Raw genomic sequence first — 14,436 nt, forward strand, 5'->3', positions numbered from 1 at the left:
GAGGTGAGGCCATGAAGAGGATCTCTATACTAGGGTCAACCGGCTCAATCGGGACACAGACACTCGACATCGTCAGACAGCATCCTGAGCAGTTTAAGGTAGAAGCATTAGCAGCTGGGAACAATACATCATTGCTGCTTGAGCAGATTCATGAGTTCAAGCCTAGCAAAGTATCGGTTCAAGACAAGGCTGCGGCTGATCGCCTGCGGGAACGACTGCCACAGGGTGTTGAACTGTATTATGGAGAAGATGGGTTGGTTGAAGTGGCTGCTGGCAGCGAGGCGGACACCGTCGTTACAGCTGTTGTTGGAAGTATCGGCTTGAAGTCGACACTTGCAGCGATTGACGAAGGGAAGACAATAGCAATTGCGAATAAGGAAACGTTAGTAACAGCGGGACACCTGGTTACGGAACGAGCACGGGCAAAAGGTGTTGCGCTGATGCCGGTAGACAGTGAGCACTCTGCTATCTTTCAGTGTTTAAACGGGGAACCGATGCGTGGGGTGCGGACAATTACACTCACGGCATCTGGCGGCAGCTTCCGGGATCGTACGAGAGATGAACTGGAAAATGTTACGGTTGAGGATGCACTCAAGCATCCGAACTGGTCAATGGGAGCAAAGGTAACTATTGATTCTGCAACGATGGCTAATAAAGGTCTCGAAGTAATAGAAGCACGCTGGCTATTTGATCTGCCTTACGAGCAAATCCGTGTACTTATCCATCCTGAAAGCATTATTCATTCCTTTGTAGAATATTTGGATGGCAGCATCATTGCGCAATTGGGTGTACCTGATATGCGCGTACCTATTCAATATGCATTGGCTTATCCAGAGAGACTTTCGAATACTTCAGCTTCATTGAATTTGGCAGAAATCGCAAAGCTTCATTTCCGTGAGCTGGACACAGAACGCTTCCCTATGGTTCGATACGCCTATGATTGCGGTAAGGCAGGGGGCACGGCTACCACCGTATTCAATGCGGCCAACGAAGTGGCTGTTGCGAGATTCCTTCGCGGTGAAATTTCTTTCTTAGATATTGAACGTATTGTGAGCACGCTCATCACGAAGCATCAGACGATTTCGCATCCATCCTTGGAGGCGATCCAAGAGACGGACATGCGTACGCGAGCAGAAGCTCTGTCCATTTTATAACAACCATTCACTAGATACGGATTCTCTTGTGCGGGATTGGAGAATAATGATAATCTATATAGACAAACCGCTGTCCGATTGTTATTGGGGCCGTTCATGATTCCAAGAGACATGTCAGGAGGAGTGAACACGCACAAAAAGGAGGATTCTACGCAGTGCAGATGGTGCAAATCGTATTTTTAACCGTGCTCGTCTTTTTCGTTATTGTAACGATTCATGAATGGGGACATTTTATTTTCGCCAAACGGGCAGGGATTCTCGTTAGAGAGTTCGCTATTGGATTCGGACCGAAAATATTCTCCCATACACGTGGAGAAACAAGATATACACTTCGGCTTCTGCCGATCGGCGGCTTTGTACGGATGGCCGGAGAAGATCCTGAAATCGTCGAAGTTAATCCCGGACAGACCATAGCTGTACGTATATCAGGCGACAATAAGGTGACGAAATTGTACCTAGATCAGCTGGATATGCGCAAGCAGGTTGTTCGTGGAGAAGTGAAATCGATTGACTTGGAGCATTCATTGAAGCTGACTTTGAATGTTGAAGGGGAAGACACAACTTACGACATTCATCCGCAGGCTAAGATGATTGTGAAGGGTGATGAAATTCAAATCGCCCCGCATGATCGGCAGTTTGGCAGCAAGACAGTGGGGCAACGCGCACTTGCTATTTTTGCAGGTCCTTTTATGAACTTTGTGCTCGCATTTATTCTATTTGGCGTGTCCGTATCGTTATCCGGCGTTCCAGTAGAAAACCCCACAACTGTGAAAATAGGCGATGTAACACCAGGGCTTCCAGCAGCACAAGCTCAACTGCAAAAGGGAGACATTATTGAGGAAGTAAACGGCAAGCATATCGGCGGCGATCGTGACAAGTTAATTAAGCTGATTGCTGACTCCGAAGGCAAGCCGATGACATTCCTTATTGCACGCGGTGAAGAACGCTTCACTACGACACTGACTCCGCAGAAGGTGGAAGGTCAAGAAGGCGGCAAGGTTGGTATTGTACCGGTACTGCCGACACGAACGGCCTCATTCGGTGAGACGATGTCGTTCGCCTCAACTTCTATGGTGAATACGACGGAGAAGATTTTTGAAGGATTTCGCATGCTTATCTTTGGCCAATTCAAGCTGGATGATTTGGGCGGGCCGGTTCGTACGTTCGAAGTGACTGGCCAAATTGCGAAGAAGGGAATCGAACAGCTTACGCTATGGACGGCGATATTGAGCCTTTATTTAGGAATTTTCAACTTGCTTCCTATTCCTGCGCTGGATGGAAGCCGTCTCGTATTCCTTGGGCTGGAAGCTGTTAGAGGCAAGCCTGTTGATCCGAGCAGGGAAAGCATGGTTCATTTTGTAGGCTTTGCAATGCTCATGTTATTGATGCTTGCTGTAACCTACAATGATATATTACGATTGGTTAAAGGTTAACATTTATATCACGGTTCATTTCATTTATACTAGAGTACAAATAACCGTGTCTGTCGGGAGGAACATGTACCGTTATGTCGAAAGAGAAGCAGTTTGTTACGGAGATTACCCCACAGCAGGAGGATTTCTCCCGTTGGTATATTGATGTGATTAAGAAGGCGGACTTGATGGATTATTCTCCAGTTCGAGGATGTATCGTATTTCGCCCGGATGGGTACGAAATTTGGGAGCATATTCGTGACGAACTGGATCGCCGCTTTAAGGCAACTGGCCATCGCAATGCATACTTCCCAATGTTCATCCCAGAGAGCTTTTTCCAGAAGGAGAAGGAGCACGTGGAAGGCTTCAATCCTGAGCTGCCTTGGGTAACTGAAGCAGGCGGCGAACAACTGGAAGAGAAGTTGGCGATTCGTCCTACATCGGAAACGATGATCGGACATATGTACTCGAAATGGATTCAATCATACCGCGACTTGCCTGTGTTAATTAACCAGTGGGCGAACGTTGTGCGCTGGGAGAAGCGCACGCTGCCATTCTTGCGTACAAGTGAGTTCTTGTGGCAGGAAGGTCATACGGCGCATGAAACAGAGCAGGAAGCACGCGAAGAAACGATGCAGATGCTGAAAATTTATCGTGAATTCGTAGAAGACTACTTGGCAATTCCGGTAATCGAAGGGCAGAAGACGCCTTCTGAAAAATTTGCCGGTGCCGTAGATACATTCTCCATTGAAGCGATGATGAAGGACGGCAGAGCGGTTCAAGCCGGAACATCTCACTACTTGGGTACGAATTTTGCGGTTGCTTTTGATATTAAATTCTTGGGTCGCGAGAACGAACAGGAATTCGTTCACACTACTTCTTGGGGCGTCAGCACTCGTCTAATCGGTTCCATGATTATGGTACACGGTGATGACAGAGGACTTGCATTGCCGCCGAAGGTAGCCCCTACACAAGTTATTATGATTCCTATTGGCCCTGCGAAGATGCGCGAGCAAGTTGTAGGACGGGCCAATGAGCTATTCAGCGAATTGAAACAAGCAGGTGTGCGTGTTCGCATGGACGACCGTTCTGATATTAGTCCGGGTTGGAAGTTCAACGAATATGAAATGCGTGGTGTGCCGGTTCGACTGGAGATTGGCCCTCGTGATATGGAAAATGGAGTATGCGTGTTAGTTTCTCGCGTAACGGGTGAGAAACGCATTGTACAGCAGGCGGATTTGGTTGAAGAAGTAAACCGCATGCTTGCTGACGTTCATCAAGAAATGTTCGAGCGCGCGCGTTCCTTCCGCGACGAGCACTTCTACTCGGTAGAGACAATTGACGAGATGAAGGCGCAAATGGAAGAAAAGCGTGGATTTACACTGGCTGGCTGGTGTGGATCAGAGGCGTGCGAGAAGCATGTTAAGGACGAGACAGGTGCAACGAGCCGCAACATTCCATTTGATCCGCAAACGACAAAAACGAAATGCCTTGTCTGCGGAGAAGATGCCAAGCATACGGTCGTATTTGCACGAGCGTATTAATTAGATACATGCTCCTTGCTCAAGGAGCACAATGAAGGGAAGCTTCCATCATTGGAACATCCAACGGAACACCGGACGATGGCTCGATTGAGGGAGGCTTCTCTTTGTTCACACACTGCCACTTTACCTGTGGGTTCGGCAGCAGTATGGAGTTGGGAGGTGCTTCAATCTACATGACGGATAAAAGGCAGCGATTTGAAGTGTTGATGAGACAGGTGGAAGTTCCTGTCGAACTGTTAGATAGCTTTTTCAATGATGGATGGATTGACAAGGTGGAGTGCAGCCGCTCGAATCAAGAGTGGACGATTCACATCGGCAAGTCGACAGTCGTCCCGGCGGAGGCTTATCGTACGTTCTGCCTGCGTGTACAGGATAAGCTGTCCCACATTGCCAAGATCAAAATCATTTTTCATTATGAAGAGCAGCTTCCAAATAAGGATGTCGTTGATGCTTATTGGGGATTGTTCATGGAATGGGTTAAGCGCGAGGTGGCGTCGGTAAACGGATGGCTGCATAAAGGGCAGTACGAGGTTGAAAAGGATCTGATTAAGCTTTCTCTGCCTGATGCGACGTCGTTGGAACTTGCGAAGAAGAAGCAAATCGATAAATATTGCACGACGTTTTTTGAAACGTATTTCACTCGTACATTGCGTGTGACCATGCAGCAGGGCAGCCATGATACGGAAGCCTATGAAGCATTCCAGCAGAAGCTTATGGAGGAAGAACGTCAAGTCATTCAGCAGATGATGGAAGATTCAGCGCGTGAAGTGGTGGAGGAAGAGGGAGAAGCGCCTGAGCGTCTGCATGTTGGTTACGATATTAAGGATGATCCAACTCCGATTATGAACATACAGGATGAGGAGAAGCGTGTCACGATACAAGGGGCCGTTTTTGGTGTCGAGATGAAGGAACTGCGCAATGGCAGTACCTTGTTCACCTTTAACCTAACGGACTTCTCGGACTCAATGGCAATGAAGATGTTCGCGAAGACGAAGGAAGATGTCAAAATGCTTAGCCTTATTCGGGATGGTCAATGGCTGAAAGCACGCGGTCGGGTAGAATATGATCGTTTCATGCAGGTGCCTGAGCTCGTGATGATGCCAAATGATTTGAATGAAGTCAAGGCTCCAGCGGAACGGCAGGATACCGCTGAAGAGAAGCGTATTGAATTTCATCTTCACTCTACGATGAGTGCGATGGATGCAGTAACTTCGATTAGCGATTACGTGAAGCAGGCAGCCAAATGGGGACATAAGGCGATCGCGGTGACTGACCATGGCAACGTGCAGTGTTACCCAGAAGCAGCGAAGGCGGCAAAGAAAAACGGCATTAAAATGCTCTATGGCTTAGAAGCGAATGTTGTGAATGATAATATGGAGGTTGTTCTGAATGCGGACAATCGCTCGGTGAAAGATGCCATTTTTACGGTGTTTGATATCGAGACAACCGGTTTGTCTGTAACGAACAATAAGATTATTGAGATTGCTGCTGTAAAAATGCAAGAGGGGAAAGAGATTGATCGCTACAGCACATTCGTCAATCCGCATGTTCGAATTCCGTATAACATTCAGCAGCTCACCAATATTACGGACGAAATGGTGGCAGATGCTCCGGATGTTGAAGAAGTGCTGCCGAAATTTGTGGAGTTTGCACAGGACTCGATCCTCGTTGCGCACAACGCAAGGTTCGATATTGGCTTTATACAGCATAATTTGAAGCTTATGAATTTGTCTGAGATGAACAATCCAGTACTAGATACGTTAGAACTGGCGCGGCTACTGCACCCGACGCTCAAAAATCACCGTCTGAATACATTGGCGGACAAATATAAAGTATCGCTGGAGAACCATCACCGTGCGATTGACGATACGATAGCTCTCGGTGGTGTGTTGAATGGCTTGCTTCAAGACGCTCAGCAGCTTATCGGGATTGAAACACTTGATCGGATGAACGATTATGTAGGTCAGAACCTGCAAAATGCTCGTCCGTTCCATTGCGGGATTTACGCGCTTAATGCGGTGGGTAAGAAAAATTTGTACAAGCTCGTTTCGATGTCCCACACGGAGTATTTTAAGCGCGTCGCCTGTATTCCAAAGAGCAAGCTCGTCGGCATGCGTGAAGGCTTATTGATCATGTCAGGTTGTGAGAAGGGTGAGTTCTTCGAGACGGTGCTCAACAAATCAATGGAAGAAGCAGAGCAGGTAGCAGAGTTTTATGACGTGCTTGAAATCCAGCCTCTGACGATGTACATGCACTTGGTGGAGAAGGGCTTGGTTGGTTCGACGGCTGAGATTGAAGGCGCAATTCGCAAAATCGTTCAGATCGGTGAAAAGCAGAACAAGCTTGTTGTCGCAACAGGTAATGTGCACTACTTGCATCCGCGAGACAAGCTGTTCCGTGATATAACCATCCATGGGATCACGGGCTTCAGTCCGCTCAAGGATCTCCGCAAGCCTGATGCACATTTCCGGACGACGAATGAAATGCTGCAGGAATTTGAGTTTTTGGGTAAAGAGCAGGCGTATAAGTTTGTTGTAGAGAATACGAATGCGTTGCTGGAACGATTTGAGGATTTCGATTTATTCCCGAAAGAACTGTTTACGCCGAATATTGAGGGCGCGGATCAAGAAATCCGTGATAAATGCTACAATACGGCGAAGAGCATTTACGGGGAACCGTTAAATGACATTATTGTACAGCGTCTTGAGAAGGAACTGATTCCAATCATTAAATTCGGTTTCTCCGCGAATTATCTGATCTCAGAGCGTCTTGTGAAGAAGTCGAACGAAGATGGGTATCTTGTTGGTTCGCGGGGATCGGTAGGCTCCTCGGTTGTAGCGATGTTTCTTGGAATTTCAGAAGTTAACCCGCTTCCGCCGCATTATGTGTGCCGCAATCCGGAGTGCAAGCATAGCGAATGGTTTACGGACGGAAGTGTACCGAGCGGTTTCGATCTTCCAAACAAGGATTGCCCAGAATGCGGCCAGCCGATGAAGGGGGATGGACAGGATATTCCGTTCGAAACATTCCTCGGCTTTAAGGGAGACAAAGTTCCCGATATCGATTTGAATTTCTCAGGTGATTATCAGCCTGTGGCGCATAACTACACGAAGGTGCTGTTCGGTGAGAAGAGTGTGTTCCGTGCAGGTACGATTGGTACGGTCGCGGAAAAAACGGCATACGGCTTCGCAAAGAAATATGAAGAAGACCATGGCAAGCGATGGCGAGGGGCAGAGCTTAACCGCCTTGCAGCAGGCTGTACGGGCGTGAAGCGCAGTACAGGCCAGCACCCAGGCGGTATCGTCGTTGTACCGGATTATATCGAAGTTGAAGATGTAACGCCTGTTCAATATCCAGCGGACGATACAAGTGCCGAATGGAAGACGACGCACTTCGATTATCATGCGTTCGAGGATAATTTATTGAAGCTTGATATTCTAGGGCACGATGATCCGACGATGATGAGGATGCTGCAGGATTTGACAGGGGTCGATCCGACAACGATTCCAATGAATGATCCGAAGGTTATGAGTATGTTCAACTCCGTCGATGCTCTTGGCGTAACGCCGCAGCAAATCCGGACACCAGTAGCGACCTATGGTGTTCCTGAGATGGGAACCCGCTTCGTACGACAGATGCTTGTGGAAGCACAGCCAAGCACGTTCGCCGATTTATTGCAAATATCCGGGTTATCTCATGGTACCGGCGTATGGCTTGGTAATGCGCAGGAACTGATTAAGAATGGAATCTGTACGATCAAGACCGTTATTGGTTGTCGTGACGAGATTATGTTGTTCCTGATCTACAAAGCAGGCATGGATGCAGGTCTTGCCTTTAAAATAACGGAAAGCGTTCGTAAGGGAAGAGGCTTGAGTGATGAATGGATTCAAGAAATGAAAAACTGCAATGTGCCGCAGTGGTACATCGATTCCTGCTTAAAGATTCAATATATGTTCCCGAAAGCCCATGCTGCCGCTTATGTTATTTCCGCGGTGCGGACAGCTTATTTTAAGCTCTACCATCCGATCGAGTTCTACGCGACCTACTTTACCGTCCGTGCTGAGGACTTTGATATCGAATTGTGCTGCCAAGGATACGAGGCTATCAATAAGAAGATCGATGAGATTGAGGCGAAGGGCTTCCAAGCAACAACGAAAGAAAAGGCGATGATCTCTATTTTGGAGATGGCTGTTGAAATGACGGCACGGGGCTTCACTTTTAAGCCGATTGATCTGTATCGTTCCGATGCGACGAAATTCCTCGTTGATGGCAACTCGCTCATTCCGCCATTCTCTGCTGTGCAGGGGATTGGTGAAAATGCGGCTCGCAATATCGCAGCTTCTCGCGATGGGGCGGAGTATTTGTCCATTGAGGATTTCCAAATGCGTTCAAAGGCTACAAAGACAATTGTCGAGCTGCTTAATCAGATGGGCTGCTTCCGCGGACTGCCGGAAACGAACCAATTGTCTCTGTTCTAAGGCATGATCGGAGTTGCCCTTGCCATATTGTAGATGGCTATGATATAATTTTTTTGGTAATCATGTGGATAAATCCGTTACGTAAAGAGTGGGGAAACCCACTCTTTCATGTTTAGTATCGGGTTCTAACATAGAGGAACATCATTATTCCTAACATTCTAGGAGGTTCTTGAATTTGAGCTCAGCCAATATCAAATCGACAGTTGAGAATATGATCACACCCTATTTGGAAGAGAACAACTTCGAACTTGTCGATGTGGAATACGTAAAGGAAGGCAGCAGTTGGTTCCTGCGCGTGTTTGTGGACAAGGAAGGCGGCATTGACATCGAGGATTGCGGCCGCATCAGCGAAGTATTGAGTCAGAAGCTGGACGAGAACGATCCGATTACAGACGCTTACTTCTTGGAAGTTTCGTCTCCAGGTGCGGAACGTCCGTTGAAGAAGACGAAGGATTTCGTCAAAGCGGTGGGCAAGCATGTGTATGTGACTACATACGAACCGATAGGCGGATTGAAGGAATTTGAAGGAGTTCTCTCTTCCTTCGATGAACAGACGGTCGTTGTTCAAGTCGGCAAAAAAGAACATGCAATTCCGTTTGAGAAGGTAGCAAGCGCACGTCTTGCTATCGTTTTTTAGGACGATCGTAATCTTAGATTGGGAATCGGCCTGCTGAATTTTAACATTATTGGAATGAAGCCGGATTCGGCTGAAAGGGGGAACTCACCAAATGAGTATGGATTTTATTGACGCGTTGTCGGAAATCGAAAGAGAAAAAGGAATTAGCAAGGAAGTACTCATTGATGCAATTGAAGCGGCTCTGATTTCGAGCTATAAGCGCAACTTCAATACTGCACAAAATGTACGAGTAGATATTAACCGGGCAACTGGAGTAATTAAGGTATATGCACGCAAAAACGTAGTGGACGAGGTGTTGGACCCGCGTCTTGAAATTTCACTTCATGCTGCCCGTGAACATAATCCGAACTACCAGCTGGATGATATTTGCGAGATTGAAGTTACACCGCGTGATTTCGGCCGCATCGCTGCACAAACGGCGAAACAAGTCGTAACACAACGTATTCGCGAAGCGGAGCGCGGCCTTATCTATAACGCGTTCATCGACAAGTCCGATGATATCGTCACAGGTATCGTGCAACGTCAGGATATGCGCAATGTTTATGTAGATTTGGGCAAAGTGGAAGCAGTCCTTCCTTTGAACGAGCTGATGCCGAACGAGAAGTTCAAGCACGGTGATCGTACCAAAGCATACATTACGAAAGTGGAGAACACAACGAAGGGACCGCAAATTATTTTGTCCCGTACGCATCCAGGGCTTCTGAAGCGCCTGTTCGAACTGGAAGTACCAGAAATCTTTGATGGCGTCGTTGAAATCAAGTCAGTTGCTCGTGAAGCGGGTCAACGCTCCAAAATTGCAGTATACTCCCGCAACGAGGAAGTCGATCCGGTAGGCTCCTGCGTCGGGCCAAAAGGAATGCGCGTACAAACGATTGTCAACGAGCTTCGTGGTGAGAAGATTGATATTGTTCGATGGTCTGAAGATGTGAGCGAGTATGTAGCAAATGCACTTAGCCCTTCCAAAGTTGTTGATGTCGAAGTGCGAGAGGCTGAGAAGATGGCTCGTGTTATCGTGCCTGACTATCAGTTGTCGCTAGCAATCGGGATTAAAGGACAGAACGCTCGACTTGCCGCGAAATTGACTGGTTGGAAAATCGATATTAAGAGTGAATCCCAAGCAGATGAGGAAGAATTCCCGGCGGCTTCGGATGAGCGACCTGTTGACGACAGCATTGAAGTAAGCGAATAAACACCGAAGGCGCGACCAACGCCATATGAAGCGGTCGCTTCTTTCAAGCGGGGGAAGTCAGACCGAATCGTAAGGGGGGGATTGAGTCATGAAACCGAGGAAAGTTCCACTTCGGAAGTGTGTCGCATGTCAAGAAATGATGCCGAAGAAAGAACTGATTCGTGTGGTAAAGACACCACAGGATGAGGTTTTAATTGATTTGACAGGGAAGAAGTCTGGACGCGGCGCATACCTGTGCGGGAAATTGTCCTGCTTCAAGCTTGCGCATAAGTCTCGTGCGCTTGATCGGGCTTTGAAGCATCAGGTGAATTCTTCCATCTATGAACAGCTTGCTCAAGACTTCATTAAGGTGGAGGATGAATTCCACGCCTTGAAGGAGCAGGAGGATGATTATGAGTAAGGTAAAGTCGCAGCTTGGTCTTGCCCAGCGGGCAGGAAAGCTGACGACTGGTGATGAGATTGTCCTCAAGGCGATTCGCAATAAGCAAGCACGCTTGGTGATTGTTGCGGCGGACGCTTCTGACAACACGAAGAAGAAGTTTCGAGATAAATGTAAGTCGTACGGAGTGCCCCTTGCTATCGGATTTACGCGCAGCGAGCTCGGTGAGAGCATTGGCAAACTGCAGCGGGTAGTATTGGCGGTAACGGATGATGGATTTGCGACCATGATGACGAACGGGCTGAAAACTATGTCGGAGGTGGAGTATATTGAGCAAACAAGAGAACACTAAGGACAAAACAAGAGTTTATGAATATGCCAAATCGCTTAATATGAGCAGCAAAGAAATTATTACGATACTCAAACGTCTTAACATACCAGTTAACAATCATATGAGCGTTATGGAGAATGATGCTGTAGGGAAAGTAGAGTCGTACATGCGCACGATTAAGGAAAATGCACAGGCAAAGCGTGAAGGCAATAGTACCTCGCAACCACAAGTGAACATTAGCCAGACGAAAACATCAGAAGTACCAGATAAAACTGCTAGCCAACCGGCAAGAAAGACAAGTCAACAGGCGGATCAGCGTGACTCACATGCTGGACAGCAGCAACAAATGCAACGTGACGGTCGCGACCATCAGCGCGAAGGCAACCGAGGCGGACGTAATGAACGCCAGGAACGCATTACTCGCGGTGGAGGTCATGACGGTCAAAAAGACCATAATAGACAGGGCGAGATAAACATTAATATGGATACAAGACAAGGAAACCAACAGGGGAATATGAACGGACAAGAACAACGTCGATCAGGTGAACAACAGCATAATCAAGGTAACAGATCTAATGGCCAGCAAAGACAAGGCCAAGGTGCTCCGCGTCAAGGCGGCGGCCCACGTCAAGGCCAAGGCGGGAACTCCCGTCCAGGTCAAGGTGGCGCTCCGCGTCAAGGCGGGCAAGGAAACGGACCACGTCAAGGTGGTGCTTCGCGTCCAGGTGGTCAAGGTGGCGCTCCGCGTCAAGGCGGTCAAGGTGGTCAAGGTGGCGCTCCGCGTCCAGGTCAAGGCGGTGGATCCCGTCCAGGTCAAGGTAGTCAACAAAGCAGCGGGCAAGCGCGCTTTGCACAAGGCGGTCAACAGCGTCAAGGTGATCAAGCGCGTGCAGGTCAAGGCGGCCAGCAACGTCCGAACAGAAACTTCGGTGAGCGCAGTGATGATTTTTCCGGTGGAAGAAATCAATCAAGAAACAACAATAATAATAAGAAACGCTTCGATGACAACCGTAATGGCGGAGGCATGCGCGGCCGCGGCGGCAAGAACAGAGGCAGAAATAATCAACAGCAGGTACAGCGTGAGAAAATTGACAATACGCCGAAAAAGATTATTGTACGCGGTGCAATGACAGTAGGTGAATTGGCAAAATTGCTTCATAAAGACGCTTCCGAGGTTATTAAGAAGTTCTTGCTCATGGGCGTTATGGCAACAATCAACCAAGAAGTCGATTTGGATACAATCCAATTGATTGCAGACGAATTCAAAGTTGAAGTTGATTTGAAGCTGCCTGTATCCGAAGATCCGTTCGAGGAAACAGAAGAAAAAGAAGAAGATGCAGCAGACTTGGTTGAACGGCCAGCAGTTGTTACGATTATGGGTCACGTTGACCATGGTAAAACGACATTGCTTGATTCGATCCGCAAAACGAATGTTACGGGTGGAGAAGCAGGCGGCATTACGCAGCATATTGGTGCATACCAAGTTGAGTTTAACTCGAAGAAGATTACGTTCCTGGATACACCAGGCCATGAAGCGTTTACGCTGATGCGTGCTCGCGGTGCTCAAGTAACCGACATTACGATTATCGTCGTTGCTGCTGACGATGGTGTTATGCCGCAAACGGTTGAGGCAATCAGCCACGCGAAAGCGGCGAACTGCCCAATCATCGTTGCTGTAAACAAGGTCGATAAGCCAGAAGCCAATGTCGATCGCGTGAAGCAGGAACTGACTGAATATGAATTGGTTCCAGAAGAGTGGGGCGGAGACACTATCTTCGTTAACGTTTCTGCGAAGCAGCGTACGGGTTTAGAAGAATTGCTCGAAATGATTTTGCTCGTATCCGAAGTGAACGAGTTCAAGGCGAACCCGAATAAGGATGCTCGCGGTACTGTACTCGAGGCTGAACTGGACAAAGGTCGTGGACCAGTTGCACGTGTACTCGTTCAACAAGGTACATTGAAAGTCGGAGATCCATTCGTTGCAGGCACATGCTTCGGCCGTGTGCGCGCAATGGTGAATGACCGCGGCCGCCGCTTGAAAGAAGCAGGCCCGTCCACACCGATCGAAATTACAGGTCTTACAGATGTTCCACAGGCTGGCGATATGTTCGTCGCGTTTGAGGATGAGCGCAAAGCTCGTTCCATCGCTGAGAAGCGCTCGACAACATACAGAGAGAGCCAACTGGGTGCGAATACTCGAGTAACGCTGGATGATCTGTTCAAGCATATTAAAGACGGCGAAATGAAAGAACTGAACGTGATTATTAAAGGTGACGTTCAAGGTTCCGTAGAAGCACTTCGCGGTTCGCTTGAGAAGATTGAAGTGGAAGGCGTTCGCGTTAAGATCATTCACTCCGGTGCGGGTGCAATTACCGAATCGGATGTTATTTTGGCAACAGCATCCAATGCGATCGTAATCGGCTTCAACGTTCGTCCAGATGCGCAAGCGAAGATTACCGCAGAGCAAGAGAAGGTTGATATTCGTCTGCACCGTGTCATCTACTCGATCGTAGAAGAAATCGAGCAAGCGATGAAAGGTATGCTTGACCCAGAATATAAAGAAGTTATTATCGGTCATGCTGAAGTGCGCAACACGTTCAAGATCAGCAAGGTCGGAACAATTGCCGGCTGTATGGTTACAGAAGGTAAGATTTCCCGTTCTGCAGAAGTACGCCTTGTTCGTGACGGTATTGTTGTTCACGAAGGCAAGATCGACTCGCTCAAGCGCTTCAAGGATGATGCGAAGGAAGTTGCACAAGGCTACGAGTGCGGTATTATGCTTGAGAAGTACAACGATATGAAGGAAGGCGACATCATCGAAGCGTTTGTTATGGAAACCATCGAACGCAAATAGAATGGTTTCACTCGGATGATGTTGTAAGTTATAAATGAAATGAGGTGTTTCCCATGGCGAACTTTCGCTCCGGACGTGTTGGCGAGCAGATGAAGAAGGAACTTAGCCAGTTGATTCAAACCGAGATTAAGGATCCTCGAATCGGCTTCATAACGGTGACAGGCGTTGATGTAACGAACGATTTATCACAAGCCAAAGTGTACTTGAGTGTCATGGGTAATGAAGAACAAAAGGAACAATCCATGAAAGCCTTGGAGAAGGCGAGCGGATTCCTTCGCTCCGAGATTGGCAAGCGAATTCGTCTTCGTCATACTCCAGAGCTGTTGTTCAAGATCGATTCTTCGATCGAATACGGCAGCCATATCGAAAAGCTGCTTGGTGAAATTCGCGATCGCGACAATAACTAAGACAGCTGCATAAGAACTCACAAGTGAATCGGGCCTAGGCTCGGTTCACTT

At 47.9% G+C, this 14,436-nt stretch carries 10 protein-coding genes; all 10 read left to right on the forward strand.

The window, feature by feature from the left end; all coding sequences use genetic code 11:
- The first annotated feature begins 11 nt into the window (after positions 1–11).
- The 10 genes from ACQ5BJ_RS10375 (at position 12) to rbfA (ending at position 14,385) form a co-directional block, all read left to right on the forward strand.
- A complete protein-coding gene (locus ACQ5BJ_RS10375) occupies positions 12–1,154 on the forward strand; it encodes a 1-deoxy-D-xylulose-5-phosphate reductoisomerase (RefSeq protein ID WP_005550549.1) in 1,143 nt (380 codons plus the stop codon).
- Positions 1,155–1,309: 155 nt separating this feature from the next.
- Positions 1,310–2,587 (forward strand): RIP metalloprotease RseP, encoded by a 1,278-nt coding sequence (rseP, locus tag ACQ5BJ_RS10380; protein WP_430109819.1) that lies wholly within the window; start codon positions 1,310–1,312, stop codon positions 2,585–2,587.
- Between the two features lie 74 nt (positions 2,588–2,661).
- Complete coding sequence (gene proS, locus ACQ5BJ_RS10385; RefSeq protein ID WP_005550545.1) at positions 2,662–4,110, forward strand: proline--tRNA ligase; 1,449 nt, start codon at positions 2,662–2,664, stop codon at positions 4,108–4,110.
- Positions 4,111–4,262: 152 nt separating this feature from the next.
- A complete protein-coding gene (locus ACQ5BJ_RS10390; protein WP_412071069.1) occupies positions 4,263–8,588 on the forward strand; it encodes a PolC-type DNA polymerase III in 4,326 nt (1,441 codons plus the stop codon).
- A gap of 175 nt (positions 8,589–8,763) precedes the next feature.
- Entirely contained in the window at positions 8,764–9,225 is a 462-nt protein-coding gene (gene rimP / locus ACQ5BJ_RS10395; protein WP_171416444.1) for a ribosome maturation factor RimP, read from the forward strand.
- A gap of 91 nt (positions 9,226–9,316) precedes the next feature.
- Complete coding sequence (gene nusA / locus ACQ5BJ_RS10400; protein ID WP_268594632.1) at positions 9,317–10,414, forward strand: transcription termination factor NusA; 1,098 nt, start codon at positions 9,317–9,319, stop codon at positions 10,412–10,414.
- 88 nt (positions 10,415–10,502) lie between these two features.
- A complete protein-coding gene (gene rnpM, locus ACQ5BJ_RS10405; RefSeq protein ID WP_005550541.1) occupies positions 10,503–10,814 on the forward strand; it encodes an RNase P modulator RnpM in 312 nt (103 codons plus the stop codon).
- On the forward strand, positions 10,807–11,145 hold the full coding sequence (locus ACQ5BJ_RS10410; RefSeq protein WP_005550540.1) for a L7Ae/L30e/S12e/Gadd45 family ribosomal protein: 339 nt from the start codon (positions 10,807–10,809) through the stop codon (positions 11,143–11,145). The genes rnpM and ACQ5BJ_RS10410 overlap by 8 nt, the downstream gene beginning before the upstream one ends.
- Positions 11,123–13,978 (forward strand): translation initiation factor IF-2, encoded by a 2,856-nt coding sequence (gene infB / locus ACQ5BJ_RS10415; RefSeq protein WP_268594633.1) that lies wholly within the window; start codon positions 11,123–11,125, stop codon positions 13,976–13,978. The genes ACQ5BJ_RS10410 and infB overlap by 23 nt, the downstream gene beginning before the upstream one ends.
- A gap of 53 nt (positions 13,979–14,031) precedes the next feature.
- A complete protein-coding gene (gene rbfA, locus ACQ5BJ_RS10420; RefSeq protein ID WP_005550538.1) occupies positions 14,032–14,385 on the forward strand; it encodes a 30S ribosome-binding factor RbfA in 354 nt (117 codons plus the stop codon).
- Positions 14,386–14,436 lie beyond the last annotated feature (51 nt).

Origin of the sequence: Paenibacillus sp. B1-35 (assembly GCF_050474385.1) — a bacterium.
GTDB classification, from domain to species: Bacteria; Bacillota; Bacilli; order Paenibacillales; family Paenibacillaceae; genus Paenibacillus_B; species Paenibacillus_B alvei.